This window comes from Thiohalorhabdus sp. Cl-TMA (assembly GCF_041821045.1).
Classification (GTDB): Bacteria; Pseudomonadota; Gammaproteobacteria; order Thiohalorhabdales; family Thiohalorhabdaceae; genus Thiohalorhabdus; species Thiohalorhabdus methylotropha.
On record NZ_JBGUAW010000010.1, the window covers coordinates 94,470 to 108,822 of the forward strand.

The window sequence follows — 14,353 nt, forward strand, 5'->3', positions numbered from 1 at the left end:
CGACGCGGAAAGCGCCAAGTTGGAGGGGTGGCAGAGTGGACGAATGCGGCGGACTTGAAATCCGCTGACCCTCCGGGGTCCGTGGGTTCGAATCCCACCCCCTCCGCCATGCATGCAAGCGAGGGAAGCCCATGATCGAAGTGAGCCGCCTCGGCGACGGCGACCCCATGGAGCTCGAGGTTACGGTCCAGGAGGGTGGCGGCCAGTCCCGGCACCGGGTGACGTTCTCCAGCGAGCAGCAGCGGCGTATCTGTGGCGGGAAGGAGCCTGAAGCCTGTGTGGAGGCGGCTTTCCGGTTCCTCCTGGACCGCGAGCCCAAGGAAGCCATTCTGAGCAATTTCGACGTCAGCGTGATCTCCAAGTACTTCCCCGACTTCGAGCAGAAAATCGGAAGCTACTTGTAACGCCGGGAAAAGGCAGTGGCCCGATAAGGCCGACAACGGCTGGAGCCGGTCTCCGGGGGTTTTGTATCGGCGCCCGTATTCCGCCCCGGCGACCTCGTTCTTTTTCCAGCGGAAGCGCCGTCATTCCAGGATCAGCCAGGTCCTGTTCCGGGTGGATGCCGCGCGTCATCCTGGTGCGCAATCCGTGCACGGGGCTTTCCCCGCGGCGCCCCGCCGCGAATAGGGGAATCGCTATACCTGGATTTCGTATTGCCAGAGGAAATTGCGGATCTCCTTCTGCTCCATTTCCTCCAGGTAGCTGAAGGGCCACATGGTGCTGGTGTCGTCCACGCCGTCCTCGTAGGCGCGACGCAGTACCCAGAGATTGTCCCGGTGATCCCAGAACAGCTCGATGAAGGGCTCGGGCGGGCGGTGCTCATAGTCGCGCGGCCAGCTGACGGTATATTCCACCGGGTACAGACCGAAATCGTGGTACCGCTCCTGGATGTCATCCTCGGGAAACGGGTTGTCGAAGGGCACCCGGTCGCGGATGTGGCGCTGGATCTCGCGGTCCTCGGCATCGGCCATGGCGCTTACCTCCTGTTCCCGGCGGCGGCCCGGACTCTGCAACGACCCTTCCTGGCAACATAACCCCCTCCCCCAGGGCTGGCAAACCGCTCAGCGGGAGCGCTTCGCCGGACTCCGTCGCCGGATGGCGAGGGCGCCGGCGAGGATGACCAGCACAGCCCCCAGGATGGCCAGAGAGCCGGGAACCTCCCCCCAGACCGCCCATCCGAGCAGCGCCGAGAACACCACCACCGAATAGGTAAAGGGCCCCACTTGCGCCGCGGGGGCGAAGGCATAGGCGCGGGTCAGCAGCAGTTGGCCGCCGGTTGCGCACAGGCCCATGGCCCCGAGCAGGGTCCAGAGGGCGTACTCGGGGGTCTGCCAGGTCCAGGCCAGGGGGACGGCAGAGCCCACCGTGGATATTACACCGAAGTAGAAGACGATGCGGGTGGTGGGCTCGCTGGAATGGAGGCGTCGCACCGCCACGAAGGCCACGGCCGCCAGGATGCCGGCGGCCAACCCGAGCAGCGCCGCGGGCTCCAGCATGCCCATCCCGGGCTTGAGGATCAGGGCAATGCCCACGAAGCCGAGGGGGATGGCCCAGCGCAGCGCCCGGGGGACGGGCTCTCCCAGCCAAAGGGCGGCGATGAAGGGGATGAACAGCGGAGCGCTGTAATTGAGCAGTACGGCGGTGGCCAGCTCCAGGTGCCCGAGGGCGTAGAAGAAGCAGTACATTGCAGCCAGGCCGGCGAAGCCTCGCAGAAGATGGAGCCCTGGACGTCGGGTGCGGAGCCCCGAGATCCCGCTTCGGATAAGCCAGGGGGTCAGCGCGATCAGGCCAAGGAAGCTCCGGAAGAACACTACTTCGGTATGGGGAAGCCGGGCCGAGGCCGCCTTGACGGTCGCGCCCGTGAGGGCAAACATGAAAGCCGAGGCCACGATATAGCCGGCGGCTCGCCGGGGATCGTGCTCCATGCCGGTTCTGCCGATCCTGGTGGAAATTTGGATTGGAGGCCGGTGTGCCAGCCGCCGGGATGAAAACCATCCATTCTACAGAATCCGCTCCCCGGAGACAGGAGGCGTCCCGGGAATTCCGATGAGGAAATGCGCAAATGGCATATACCGTCAACTACTCTGTAATCCCGCTGACCCATAGCGGCGGCCACGTGGGGGACTTGGTGGCCAAGGTGGTGGATCGCGTGGAGAAAAGCGGCCTGGAATACCGTCTGACTGCCATGGGCACCCAGATCGAGGGGGATCTGGATGAAGTGCTCGACCTCGTCAAGGAGTGCGAACGGCTGGTGGAAGCGGACAGCGACCGCTTCTACACCGTCCTGACCATGGATTACCAGAAGGGCAAAGGGGGAGCCCTGAGCGCCAAGGTGCAGTCCGTGGAAGACCGGCTCGGGCACACGCTCAACAAATAGTCGGCAGGGGCCGTTCTCTCAGGCTTCGGCGGCCGGCGGCGCATGCGGCAACCGCTGGATGGATGGTGTAGGATGCCGGCCCGCGGAAATCGACAGGACGACAGGCATGGCCCTGGGGAACGACGAGGAAAAGGTCCGCCTGCTCCAGGCGGATGCCGAACGAGGAGAGGCGCGAGCCCAGCGACACCTTGCAAACCGCTATCTGCGCGGCAAGGGCCTTCCCGCCGATCCGTCCCTGGCAGCCTTTTGGATGGAACGGGCGGCGCGGCAGGGACTTGCCCCTGCCCAGCGGAGTTTCGGTGAATTCCTGGAGCAGGGCGTCGGCCTGGACCCGGATCCCGAGGGCGCGCGGACATGGTATGCCGCTGCGTCGGAGCAGGGGGACCCTGTGGCGCGGCGTCATCTGCAGCGCCTGGAACAATCGGATCCCTGACCGGGAACCCTCCGCCTACCCGGCGGCCGAATGATCCAAGCGGGTTCGTTAGCCCGTCCCTCCGCGGCCCGGTACCCTGTGCAGCCCCCATCCCTACGTGAGGACCCCATGGCAAGACTGGAAGAGCTGATCGGGAATACCCCCCTGTGCGAGCTGCGCCGTATCGGACCCGGCGGCAAGCCTGTGCGGTTGCTGATCAAGCTGGAGGGGAACAATCCCGCGGGGTCCGTGAAGGACCGGCCTGCTCTCTCCATGATCCTCCGCGCCGAGGAACGGGGGGAGCTGAAGCCCGGCTCTCGAATTATCGAGCCCACCTCGGGCAACACGGGCATCGCCCTGGCCATGGTGGCGGCGGTGCGCGGCTACGGGATCACGCTGGTGATGCCGGAGAATGCCAGCGAGGAGCGCAAGATGCTCATGCGCGCCTACGGCGCCAAATTGGAGCTGACTCCGGCGGAGCGCAGCATGGAGGGCACCATCGACCGCGCCCGGGATATGATCGAGGCCGATCCCGGGGCGGTGATGCTCGATCAGTTCGCCAACCCCGACAATCCGCGCGCTCACTACGAGGCCACGGCCCCGGAGATCTGGCGCGACACGGAGGGCCAGGTCACCCATTTCGTCTCCTCCATGGGCACCACCGGGACCATCATGGGCTGCTCCCGCTACTTCAAGGAGTACGCCCCGCATGTGGAAGTGGTGGGAGCCCAGCCCACCGAAGGCTCGCGCATTCCGGGCATCCGCGCCTGGCCGGAGGCCTACCTGCCCAGGATCTATAACCGGGAGGAGGTGGACCGGATTATCGGCGTGGACCAAGCGGCTGCGGAGGAAATGGCGCGCCGACTGGCGCGGGAGGAGGGCCTTTTCCTGGGGCTTTCCGCCGGCGGCGCGGTGGTGGCCATGCTGGAGGTGGCGGAGTCCATCGACGAAGGCGTGGTGGTGGGCATCGCCCCGGACCGCGGCGACCGGTATCTCAGCACCGGGCTGTATGCCTGAGCTGAGCTGCGTTACACCTGTGCCTCATCCGGCTGCTCCCGGTATGGAGTGCGGCGCGTACGGGAATATTAGGTTGAATGGGATTTGAAGGCGTCCGCGTGGTCGCGGGCGAATTCCGTTACTTCCCGGGGCGCCCTTCCGGTAATCTCCCGTACGGTGTCCTGTATCCCCGCAGCCTCGCCGCGCGCATAATGCGCATAGTCTTCCCACAGGCCATCAGCCTGCCACCGGGGTACTCCCGCGTTTTGCAGCGCATGGGTGAAATCCTCGGAAGAAACGTCCACAAAAACAAGTTCCTGCCAGGTAGCCTCTCCTATAGCCTTCGCGATCTCGGCCACGTCGCCACATCCACCGCGCTGATACGCGCTTCGCCGATGGGCGCAAATAGGCGGCCCGTTTCCGCCATCGGGCTGCAAAAGGCCGGAAAGCTCTGGAAGAAGAGATTCGGCCGTAGAAAGGTATATTCTATTCCGAGCTCGCGGATCCGCCGCTCCACCTGGGCGTGATAGCGGAGGAAGCGGACCGGGGACGTTTCATCGGCGGCGAGCTGCGACAAATTGACCAGATGCTTGACGCCAGCTCCGAGAACCGGATCTGACGGAATGCGGCTTCTGGTGAGGACGGGGTCACGAGATAGGCGGAGTCGACCCCGTCTAAGGCCTCCTCTAGGGCACCCGGATCATCGAAATCGCCTACCATCACGGATGCCGAAGTACTGCCCAGTCTGGCTACCCCGCCCTCGTCGCGGACCATGGCGCGCACGGCGACGTTACTCTTTTCAAGGAGGCGCAGCAGGGCCGAGCCGGTTTTCCCCGTAACCTCGGTAAGAAGAACGGTGAACGCGTGCGCCATGGACCGTCCCTCTATCCCCGGATGAAGTCCAGGAGATCGGCGTTCAGCCGCTCCTTATGCGTATCGATCAGGCCGTGCGGGGCGCCGTTATAGACGATAAGCTCCGACCGCTCCACCAGCTGGTGCACGGAGCGCGCCGCGGCGTCGATTGGCACGATTTGGTCGTCATAGCCGTGAACGATCAGCGTCGGCACGTCGAAGCGCTTCAGGTCTTCCGTGAAATCCGTCTCGGAGAACGCCTGGATACTGTCGTAGGCGTTCTTGTGTCCCGCCTGCATTCCCTGCATCCAGAACCAATCGATGAGACCCTGTGAAGCCTCGATGGCGGAAGCCCCGGGAGGCCAGGAAGAACATCTGCGACTCCCAGCTATCCGAGGACAACGGCCAGCCGTGGCTGAAGACCACGGGACGTCCCCGGCCCCAATACTTGTGATAGAGCCGCGTGCCATCGCTGGCGGTAATCGTGCTCATGCGATATTCCCTGGAATTTTGAGGTTGCATATCCATGAGAACGGTTTCCGGAAAAGGTGGTTCGGTGGGCTGGTGATGGCGGTATCCGGGGCTGGGATTTCCCGCTCCCGGAAACCCCCAAGCCCATAATGGCAGGCCGGCCATCGGTAATGCCCCGGGGCGGGGCAAACGACGGGCCGGTGGTGCCGGGAAGCCCGGTCCGCACGGGGCGGGACACTTGGGGGGAGCCTCTATTCATGGATTGTCTGGGTGGGGAGCGGGTGGCAACGGGCCCTTCTGGTGGCATAATTCCCCTGTCGGTGAACCACTTCAGATAGAGGTAGCGCCCACAGGAAGGCGATGGCCTCCTGTCCCCGGGACGCTGATCCGCAAATCCAAGCCACTTCCCGGTATAGATACCTTGAACGTCCTGGTCTTCGATATTGAAACCGTCCCCGATATAGAAGGCGGCCGGCGTCTGTTCGGTCTCGAAGGGCTATCGGACCCCGATACCGTACGGGCCATGCTCGCCCTGCGCCGCCAGGAGAGCGGCGGCAAGGAATTCCTTCGTCACCATCTGCACCGCGTGGTGGCCATCTCCGTGGTCTTCCGCCACCCCCGTCTGGAGGAAGGGGTGAAGGTCTGGTCTCTGGGTGATCCGGATTCCACGGAGAAGGAGCTCATCCAGCATTTCTACGACGGTCTGGAGCGGTACACCCCCACGCTGGTGTCCTGGAATGGGTCGGGCTTCGACCTCCCCGTGCTGCACTACCGTGCCTTGGTCAACGAGGTGGTGGCGCCGCGCTACTGGGAGGAAGGCGAGGGCGATCGGGAGTTCCGCTTCAACAATTACCTGAACCGGTTCCACAAGCGCCACACCGATCTCATGGATGTTCTTGCCGGATACCAGGGCAACGCCAACGCGCCGCTCGACCAGGTCGCCACGCTGCTAGGGCTGCCCGGGAAAATGGGCATGGACGGCAGTCAGGTACTGGACTCCTGGCTGGAGGGAGATATCTCGGGGATCCGCGACTATTGCGAAACCGATGTCCTCAATACCTACGGTGTCTACCTGCAGTGGCTCGTGAACACCGGACAGCTGAGCCCGGAGGAGCGGCAGGAGGAATGCCGCATCCTGTCAGACCATCTGGCGGCCTCGGGGCAGCCCCATCTGGAAGCCTTCAGCGAAGCATGGACGGGAGCACATGGGCGCTAAGGCGGCCAACGGAGCCGTAGTGGAGGTCCGCATCGACGACCTGGATCACGAGGGACGCGGCGTAGGGCGCGTCGATGACAAAGTGGTCTTCGTTGATGGTGCCCTGCCCGGGGAACGCGTGTCCTGCCGGTACATCAAGGAGGGCCGGCATTACGATCAGGCTCGCCTGGAAGCCGTCCTGGAGGCGAGCCCCGACCGGACGGCACCGCCGTGCCCGGTTTTCGGGATTTGCGGAGGGTGCTCCCTACAGCATCTGGTCCCCAAGGCCCAAGTGGCCGCCAAGGAGCGGATGCTCGCGGAGAATCTGTTGCGCACCGGCGGCCTGCGCCCGGATCAGTGGCTTGCGCCCATCGATGGTCCCCAGTGGGCCTACCGCGCCAAGGGGCGTCTGAGCGTGCGCTCCGTGCGCAACAAGGGGCTCCTGGTGGGCTTCCGGGAACGGGCGAGCAGCTATGTCACCCAGATGGACGCCTGCCCGGTTCTGTCCCCGCGCCTGGAGCCCCTCATACCCGCTCTGAAGGAGCTGGTGGCGGGTCTGAGTCGGCCGGACCGCATCCCCCAGGCGGAGGTGGCGGATACAGAAGGGGATGCCGTGGTGGTGATCCGCCATCTCACCGAGCTAACCAGCGAGGACCGGGACCGACTGCGGGCCTTCCAGGCGGAGCAGGGCGTGGTGGTGGAGACCCAATCCAAGGGCCCCGAGACCGCCGCGCCAATCCATTCGGACCGTCCGGCGGACCTGCATTACGGCCTCTCCGAGTTCGGGGTGACCCTGCGCTTCGGGAGTACCGACTTCATCCAGGTCAACGCCGGAGTCAACCGCCAGCTGGTGAGCCGGGCCATCGCCCTGCTGGAGCCGGAGGAAGGGGAGAGGGTCCTGGACCTCTTCTGCGGGATCGGCAACTTCTCCCTTCCCGCGGCGGTGCGCGGCGCGACCGTGCTCGGTCTGGAGGGGGAAGCGGCGCTGGTCGCGCGGGCCGTCGCCAATGCCGAAGAAAACGGCGTGGCGGAGCGCACCCGCTTCGCCACCGCCGACCTGGGCGAGGTACGGCTGACTGATCTTCCCGGGACCCGGGAGTGCGACAAGGTTCTGCTCGATCCGCCGCGTAGCGGCGCCGTGGAGGCCGTGAAGCAGATCGCGGAGGACCTGCGTCCCCACCGGGTGGTCTACGTATCCTGCAATCCGGCTACTCTTGCCCGGGATGCGGCGGTGCTCGCTCATGGGGGCTACCGGCTCAAGGAAGCCGGGATCGCCAACATGTTCCCCCATACCGCGCACGTGGAATCCATGGCCCGCTTCGAGCTGGAGCAGGCGGGCTGATGGGGGCCGTCCCGGGGGTTTAGGCATCGCGGCACAGCATTCCAACGGGCAGGGGGCTTGGCTGCAATGGCTTGAACGGACGGGAAATCGCCTCCCCGACCCCGCCACCCTGTTCCTGATGGCCACCCTGCTAGTGCTCCTCCTTTCCCAGTTGGCGGAGTCTGCGGGATGGACGGTGGAAAAGGCCGTCCTGGGGGAGGCAGGAACCACCACCGAAACCGTGGCCGCCCGTGGCCTCCTGGACAGCCAGGGACTCTGGTGGCTCGTATCGCATCTGGTGGAGAACTTCGTTTCCTTCCCGCCCCTGGGCATGGTCCTGGTGGCCATGCTGGGTATCGGCCTGGCCGAACGGGTCGGGCTTCTCCCCGCGCTCATCGAGCGCTCCATGGCCCGCATTCCCCCGGTCCTGGTTACCCCGGTCCTGCTGCTGGTTGGGATCCTTTCCTCCCTGACCCTGGACGCCGGATACGTTGTCCTACCGCCCCTGGCAGCCGCGTTGTATGCCACTCTGGGACGCTCTCCTCTCACCGGAGTCGCGGTGGCGTTCGCCGGGGTCTCCGCAGGGTTCTCGGCCAACTTCGTGATTACCGGTCTCGATCCCCTGCTGGCCGGGTTTTCCACAGCGGGAGCACGGATTCTGGACCCCGACTACCGGGTGGCCGTTACCGCCAACTGGTGGTTCATGATCGCGTCGACCATCCTGCTCCCGCTGGTGGGCTGGTGGGTCACCCGGCATTGGGTTGAGCCGCGCCTGGGAACGCGGGGTCTGGAGGATGCCGAGCGGGTGGCGGGAGAGCGCGCTCATCGCGCCGATCCGGCGGTGGAAGGCCGGGCGTTGGGCGCGGCGGGCTGGGCGCTGGGCCTGACCCTGGTCATCATCGTCCTGTGCGTGGCCTGGCCCGGCGCGCCCCTGCACGGTATTGGGGCCCGCTTCGCCCGCTGGGTGGAGGCTATCGTTCCGGTGATACTGATCCTGTTCCTGGTGCCGGGGCTGACCTACGGCATCCGGGCGGGGGCCATCCGCTCCGACCGGGATGCGGCGGGTCTGATGGCCCGGACCATGGCGGACATGGGGCCCTATATCGTCCTGGCCTTCTTTGCCGCCCAGTTCATCGAGGCCTTCCGGTACTCCCATCTCGGCGAGATGCTCGCCATCGTCGGGGGCGACTTCCTGGCCGGTTTGAGTCTACCGCCCTCCCTGCTCGTTGCGGCGTTCGTGCTGGTGACCGTGGTAGGGAACCTGTTCATGGGCTCGGCCTCCGCGAAGTACGCCTTTTTCGCGCCCGTGTTCGTGCCCATGTTCATGCAGACGGGAATCAGCCCCGAGCTTACCCAGGCGGCCTATCGAGTGGGGGACTCGGTCAGCAACATCATCACCCCACTGAACCCCTACATGGTGGTTATCCTCTCGCTCATGCAGCGTTATGCGCGGGAGGCGGGCCTGGGCACGCTGGTGGCCACCATGCTCCCTTATTCCCTGGCTTTCCTGCTCGCCTGGCTGGTGCTGTTGACGTTGTGGGTGGCGGTCGGCTGGCCGCTCGGCCCCGCCGGCCCGTTGACCTTTTCATCCGCCGCAGGCTGAGCAGATTCCATCCGGCACTCCCCGGAGCCCTTTATCGGCGGCTCCCGGAAATTATTCCGCCCGGCCCCATGGGGCGTTCCCGCGCCTCCCCCGACCTCCCGAATGCCCGTCATGATGCCTTCCCATTAAGGTGGTGATTTTAAAAGTTTCCTGCGAGAGTGGAGGTATGGGGTTCGACTTCCGAGAAGCGGTTTTAATTCTTTTCGGGAATAGTTCCCTCGGTCGTGAATTTTTTCGGCAAGCCCGAAACCGAATCCTTTTTTGTCGCAAAACAGCAACACGAATCCGGTACAACCCGCGCACTGACCGATGAAAATTAGGGGAGGCCATTGCTTCATCGGGATTAGCCTTTACACTATGTCGCGTGCTTACCCGCAGGCTTGGTATTCCTTGAATGCCTAGGCCGGCTCATGTTGGCCATTCCCGGAGGGATAACCCCTAGGAATTCGGCCCCCCATATTATGTTCCCGGCGTTTTGGCCGGCTCCCGCAGCCCCCGCACTGGGTCGCCTCCGTGCGGATCTTTGATCGCTTTGCTAAGAGTACGTACCCGTAACCCATGGCGCATCTTTCCCTGCCCGGCGTCCCGCACCTCTTTTCCCGATTCTCGGCCAGCTCCGGGATCCGGATGGCCGAGACCGTGCTGGTGCTCGCCCTCTCGGTGGCCCTGGCCGATTTCACCTGGGACCTCTTGCCCGGTCCCAGCCGGGACGGGAAGGGGCCCGGTGCGATGGCGGCCAAGCCCTCCGCCGGAGCGCCCCGGGACCGTAGCGCCGCGGAGAGGGGAGCCTCCGGAAACCTCCGGACCGTTCCCGAATCGGTCCGGAGCCTGTTCGGAACGCCGCCCGAAGCCCAGGCGCAGGCCGGCCGACCCGTTCGCGAGACCCGGCTGGACCTGACCCTGAAGGGCATCCTTGCCAATCAGCGGGAAGGTGGACGGCAGCTGGCCATAATCGCCAGCGGGAAGGAGGAAGAGAAGGTCTACCGGGTCGGGGATGCGGTACCGGGCGGTGCCGAGATCGTGCGCATCGAATCCCGCCGGGTGATCCTGCGCCGCAACGGGGTCACCGAGGCATTGACCCTGGAGGTAAAGGAGCTGGAAGGCCAGCGAACCGGGCTGGCCTCCTCCTCACAAGGAGGCGGGAATGGTGTCCGCAAGGTGGGCCAGAACCGCCGCGTGGTGTCGCAGAGCGCTCTGCGGAGCAACCTGAAAAACCTGCCTTCACTCCTGCGGCAGGCCAAGGCCGTCCCGCATTCCCTGAACGGCCACCGGGCGGGATTCCGTATCGTCAATATCCAGCCGGGCAGCATCTATGAGGAGCTGGGGCTCCGGGAAGGGGACGTGGTGCAGTCCGTGAACGGCAAGGATATCCGCACTCCGGGCCAGGCGCTCAATGCATATCGCGAGCTGAAATCCGCGGAAGAATTCAAGGTCCGCCTGAAGCGAAACGGGCAGGACCGCACCCTTACTTACTCCGTTCGGTGATTGGTGGGCATGGAACAAACACACCCAAGCTTTGACGCCCGGTTGCGCACACTGCTCGTGACCGTAGCCGCAGTCCTGGCCCTTTGTGCGGGAGGTGTCGGCACCGCCCAAGCGAAGGTGAATTTCGATTTCGAGAACGCCGACATCCGGGCCGTGATCCAGGCGGTGGCCGAGTTCACCGGCCGGAACTTCCTTGTGGACCCGCGAGTTGAGGGGAAGGTCACCGTGGTGGCCCCCACGGCCCTCACCGAGAAGGAGGCCTACAAGGTCTTCCAGTCCGTGCTCGAGGTGAACGGTTATGTGACCGTGCAGGGCGAAGGGGTGACCAAGATCGTCCCGCAGGAAGAGGGGAAGCATCGTGCCATCGGGGTGGACAAGGGCGCGGAGGGCGACCAGATGGTGACCCAGGTGGTGCGCCTTGACCATGTCTCGGCGCAGCGCATGGTGCCCATCCTGCGCCCCCTGGTTCCGCCCTACGGTCACTTGGTGGCCTATCCGGATACCGCGTCCCTGATCCTCACCGACCGGGCCTCGAATATCGATCGTCTGGTGCAGATCATCGAGCGCCTGGACCAGAAGACCGAAACCGGCGAGCTGGAGGTCATCCCCCTTTCCAACGCCTCGGCCAAGGAGCTGGCCGATATGTTCGGGCGGCTCTACTCGGGCAAGGGCGGTGACCAGGGCAAGGGCCGGGTGGCGGTGCTCGCCGACCCCCGCACCAACAGCCTGATCGTCCGGGCCAAAAAGGCCATTCGTGACGAGATCGCCAATCTGGCCAAGGATCTGGACGCCCCCACCGGCACCGGCGGCAATACGCACGTGATCTACCTGCAGAACGCCGATGCCGAGGAAATGGTCAAGGTGCTGGAGAGCACCATCAGCGAGAAAAAGAAGGGAGGGCAGCAGCAGGGTGGTGCCGGGGCGGTGGCGGGCGTCACCATCAAGGCGGACCCCCAGACCAACGCCCTGGTGGTCCGCGCCTCCAAGTCCGACTATCGGACCATTCAGCAGGTGGTGGAAAAGCTGGATGTCCGACGCCTCCAGGTCTACGTGGAGGGCCTGATCGCCGAGGTCTCCGCGGACCAAGCGCGAGAGTTCGGCATCCAGTGGCAGGCGGCCGACAATCTTGACGGCGGGACCGGCGTCATCGGCGGCACTTCCTTCACGGTGGGCGATAGCATCCAGGCCACCACCCAGAACCCGCTGGGCATCGGCGCCGGTCTGAGCGTGGGCTACGTGAACGGTACCCTGACCCTGCCCGGCGGCACCGAGATCATCAACATGGCCGGGCTGCTGCGGGCCCTGCAGAGCCGCACCAGCACCAACGTCCTCTCGACGCCCAATCTCCTTACCATGGACAATGAACAGGCCGAGATCGTGGTCGGTCAGAACGTGCCGTTCGTCACCGGATCCTATAGCTCGACGGATTCGGGTACGGCGGTGCAGAACCCCTTCCAGACCATCGAGCGCAAGGACGTGGGTCTGACCCTGCGGATCACCCCTCAAATCACGGAGGGGAGCGCCATCAAGATGAAGATCTACCAGGAGGTATCCAGCGTCGCCCAGAAAGGCGAGGCGCAGGACATCGTCACGCGCAAGCGCTCCCTGGAAACCACGGTGGTGGCCGAGAACGACCGCATGATCGTGCTCGGGGGCCTCATCCAGACGGATAACCAGAAGAACGTCCAGGAGGTACCGCTCCTGGGGCGGATTCCCATTCTTGGCAATCTGTTCCGGTACGAGCGCCGCTCCAAGCGCAAGACCAACCTCATGATCTTCCTGCGCCCGCGGATCATCCGCGGTCCCGGCGACATGGCCAAGCCCACCCGGCGCAAGTACGGTTACATCGAGAAGCTGCAGAAGACCGAAGGGCTGGACCAGAAGAAGACGCCGCCGCCGCTGAAGCAGTGGGAGCGGATCACGCCGAAGAAGGATTTGCCCTCCGGCTCGGAGAACGGAGACGGGAGCGCGGAATGAGCCTTCCCCCGCCTTCCACCATCACCCCCGAGGAGTGGCGGGAAGCCCTGGAGGCCCAGGACGGCGACCCGGTGGCGGCCGCGCGGCAGCTGATCGAACGGGGCAGCCTCAGCCCTGCCACCTGGGCCGCGGAGCGCGCCCGCCAGTTGGGCTGGCCGCACGAGGCCGACCCGGACCTGAGCGGGCTCGATCCCGAGGTGGCCGGCCTCCTCGGTTTCGGGCAGGCCCGGCGCATGGGCGTGCTGCCGGCCTACGAGGCGGAGGGACGGACCGTGATCTGGGTCCGCCCGGACGTGGCCTGGGAAACGCTCCTGGAGCTGCAGGCGGAGCTCGGGACCGATTTCCGGCCGGTGGTGATCCCCGAGGAGCCTTTCAACCGAGCCCTGCAACGTGCTTTCGAGCGTACCGGGGCGGCGGCGGACGCGGTGGAGGATCTCGGCGAGGCCGTGGATCTGGATGCCGCCTCGGCGGGATTGCCGGAGTCGGCCGACCTGCTCGACAGCCAGGACGACGCCCCCATCATCCGCCTGCTGAACGCGGTAATGACCCAGGCCATCGAGGAAGGGGCCTCGGACGTCCACATCGAGCCCTTCGAATCGCGGGTCATGATCCGCTACCGTGTGGACGGGGTGCTGCGGGACCTGGTGGAGCCGCCGCGCGGTCTGTCGGGGCGGATTGCCGCCCGCGTCAAGGTCATGGCGCGCATGAACATTGCCGAACGCCGCGTGCCGCAGGACGGTCGCATCAGCCTGCGCCTGGCGGGACGCACCGTGGATGTGCGCGTTTCCACCCTGCCCACCCAGTACGGCGAGCGGGTGGTGATGCGTATCCTGGAGAAGGAGCAGGGTCCCCTGACCCTGGCACAGATCGGCATGCCGGAGGAGATCCGCGGCCGGTTCGAGGACCTGATCCGGTCTCCCTACGGCATCTTCCTGGTTACGGGACCCACGGGGTCGGGCAAGACCACCACGCTCTACGCCGCCCTCCAGCAGGTGCGTAGCGCGGAGATCAATATCATCACCGTCGAGGACCCGGTGGAGTACGATCTCGAGGGGGTGGGTCAGATCCCGGTGAACGCCAAGACCGGCATGACCTTCGCCCGCGGCCTCCGAGCCATCCTGCGCCAGGACCCCGACGTGATCATGGTGGGCGAGATCCGCGACCTGGAAACCGCGGAAGTGGCGGTACAGTCCAGCCTCACCGGGCACCGGGTCTTTTCCACCCTGCACACCAATGATGCCGTGGGCAGCATTACCCGGATGGTGGACATGGGCGTGGAGCCCTACCTGGTGGCCTCCAGCCTGCTCGGCGCCATGGCACAGCGGCTGGTGCGTAAGCTCTGCCCCGATTGCCGGGCCCCCAGGGAGGCCGACGACGGCGAGCGGGCCCTGCTGGGTATCCCCGCCGGGGAGTCCGCGGCCATCCACCATCCCGTGGGCTGCGATGCCTGCGGGCATACCGGCTATCGCGGCCGGACCGGCATCTACGAGCTCATGACCGTGAACGAGGAGCTTCGCCACCTGATCCATGACGGCAAGGGCGAGCAGGCCCTGCGCCAGGCCGCCCGCGAGGGGGGAATGCGCACCCTGCGCGAGGACGGCATTCGCCTGGTCCTCGCCGGGGAGACCAGTCTCGAGGAAGTCCTACGCGTGACCCAAGCCTGA

At 65.5% G+C, this 14,353-nt stretch carries 14 protein-coding genes, 1 tRNA gene and 1 pseudogene; 11 read left to right on the top strand and 5 right to left on the bottom strand.

Annotated features, from left to right (window positions below):
• Positions 1-21: 21 nt before the first annotated feature.
• Positions 22-109 (top strand) — tRNA-Ser (locus ACERLL_RS14500).
• 22 nt (positions 110-131) lie between these two features.
• On the top strand, positions 132-404 hold the full coding sequence (locus ACERLL_RS14505) for a hypothetical protein (RefSeq protein ID WP_373656821.1): 273 nt from the start codon (positions 132-134) through the stop codon (positions 402-404).
• A 231-nt stretch (positions 405-635) separates the two neighbouring features.
• On the opposite strand, the gene ACERLL_RS14510 is transcribed toward ACERLL_RS14505, so the two are convergent.
• Together ACERLL_RS14510 and ACERLL_RS14515 are read right to left on the bottom strand one after the other, a co-directional pair.
• A complete protein-coding gene (locus ACERLL_RS14510; RefSeq protein ID WP_373656822.1) occupies positions 636-971 on the bottom strand; it encodes a hypothetical protein in 336 nt (111 codons plus the stop codon).
• 90 nt (positions 972-1,061) lie between these two features.
• On the bottom strand, positions 1,062-1,925 hold the full coding sequence (locus ACERLL_RS14515) for a DMT family transporter (RefSeq protein WP_373656823.1): 864 nt from the start codon (positions 1,923-1,925) through the stop codon (positions 1,062-1,064).
• A 137-nt stretch (positions 1,926-2,062) separates the two neighbouring features.
• On the opposite strand from ACERLL_RS14515, the gene ACERLL_RS14520 reads away from it, so the two are divergent.
• The 3 genes from ACERLL_RS14520 to cysM all read left to right on the top strand — a co-directional run bounded on the left by ACERLL_RS14520 (position 2,063) and on the right by cysM (position 3,806).
• The gene (locus ACERLL_RS14520) at positions 2,063-2,377 is read left to right on the top strand and encodes an MTH1187 family thiamine-binding protein (protein ID WP_373656824.1); all 315 of its coding nucleotides are present in this window, start codon (positions 2,063-2,065) and stop codon (positions 2,375-2,377) included.
• A gap of 106 nt (positions 2,378-2,483) precedes the next feature.
• Entirely contained in the window at positions 2,484-2,810 is a 327-nt protein-coding gene (locus ACERLL_RS14525; RefSeq protein ID WP_373656825.1) for a tetratricopeptide repeat protein, read from the top strand.
• Between the two features lie 108 nt (positions 2,811-2,918).
• Positions 2,919-3,806, top strand: a complete 888-nt coding sequence (gene cysM, locus ACERLL_RS14530) for a cysteine synthase CysM (RefSeq protein ID WP_373656826.1) — start codon at positions 2,919-2,921, stop codon at positions 3,804-3,806.
• Positions 3,807-3,874: 68 nt separating this feature from the next.
• Here the strand turns inward: cysM and ACERLL_RS14535 are convergent, their stop codons facing one another.
• The 3 genes and pseudogenes from ACERLL_RS14535 to ACERLL_RS14550 all read right to left on the bottom strand — a co-directional run bounded on the left by ACERLL_RS14535 (position 3,875) and on the right by ACERLL_RS14550 (position 5,129).
• Positions 3,875-4,144, bottom strand: coding sequence for a Rossmann-fold NAD(P)-binding domain-containing protein (locus tag ACERLL_RS14535; RefSeq protein WP_373656827.1), 270 nt, complete (start codon positions 4,142-4,144; stop codon positions 3,875-3,877).
• Between the two features lie 127 nt (positions 4,145-4,271).
• On the bottom strand, positions 4,272-4,658 hold the full coding sequence (locus ACERLL_RS14545) for an SDR family oxidoreductase (RefSeq protein ID WP_373656829.1): 387 nt from the start codon (positions 4,656-4,658) through the stop codon (positions 4,272-4,274).
• An 11-nt stretch (positions 4,659-4,669) separates the two neighbouring features.
• Positions 4,670-5,129 (bottom strand): annotated as a pseudogene (locus ACERLL_RS14550) (alpha/beta fold hydrolase).
• Between the two features lie 400 nt (positions 5,130-5,529).
• Between ACERLL_RS14550 and ACERLL_RS14555 the strand changes: the two are divergent.
• The 6 genes from ACERLL_RS14555 to gspE all read left to right on the top strand — a co-directional run bounded on the left by ACERLL_RS14555 (position 5,530) and on the right by gspE (position 14,353).
• The gene (locus ACERLL_RS14555) at positions 5,530-6,324 is read left to right on the top strand and encodes a 3'-5' exonuclease (RefSeq protein ID WP_373656830.1); all 795 of its coding nucleotides are present in this window, start codon (positions 5,530-5,532) and stop codon (positions 6,322-6,324) included.
• The gene (gene rlmD, locus ACERLL_RS14560) at positions 6,314-7,645 is read left to right on the top strand and encodes a 23S rRNA (uracil(1939)-C(5))-methyltransferase RlmD (RefSeq protein WP_373656831.1); all 1,332 of its coding nucleotides are present in this window, start codon (positions 6,314-6,316) and stop codon (positions 7,643-7,645) included. The genes ACERLL_RS14555 and rlmD overlap by 11 nt, the downstream gene beginning before the upstream one ends.
• Entirely contained in the window at positions 7,545-9,227 is a 1,683-nt protein-coding gene (locus tag ACERLL_RS14565; protein WP_373656832.1) for an AbgT family transporter, read from the top strand. The genes rlmD and ACERLL_RS14565 overlap by 101 nt, the downstream gene beginning before the upstream one ends.
• 558 nt (positions 9,228-9,785) lie before the next feature.
• Complete coding sequence (gene gspC / locus ACERLL_RS14570) at positions 9,786-10,712, top strand: type II secretion system protein GspC (RefSeq protein WP_373656833.1); 927 nt, start codon at positions 9,786-9,788, stop codon at positions 10,710-10,712.
• Between the two features lie 42 nt (positions 10,713-10,754).
• Complete coding sequence (gene gspD, locus ACERLL_RS14575) at positions 10,755-12,689, top strand: type II secretion system secretin GspD (RefSeq protein ID WP_373656834.1); 1,935 nt, start codon at positions 10,755-10,757, stop codon at positions 12,687-12,689.
• The gene (gene gspE, locus ACERLL_RS14580; protein ID WP_373656835.1) at positions 12,686-14,353 is read left to right on the top strand and encodes a type II secretion system ATPase GspE; all 1,668 of its coding nucleotides are present in this window, start codon (positions 12,686-12,688) and stop codon (positions 14,351-14,353) included. Before gspD ends, gspE begins: the two co-directional genes overlap by 4 nt.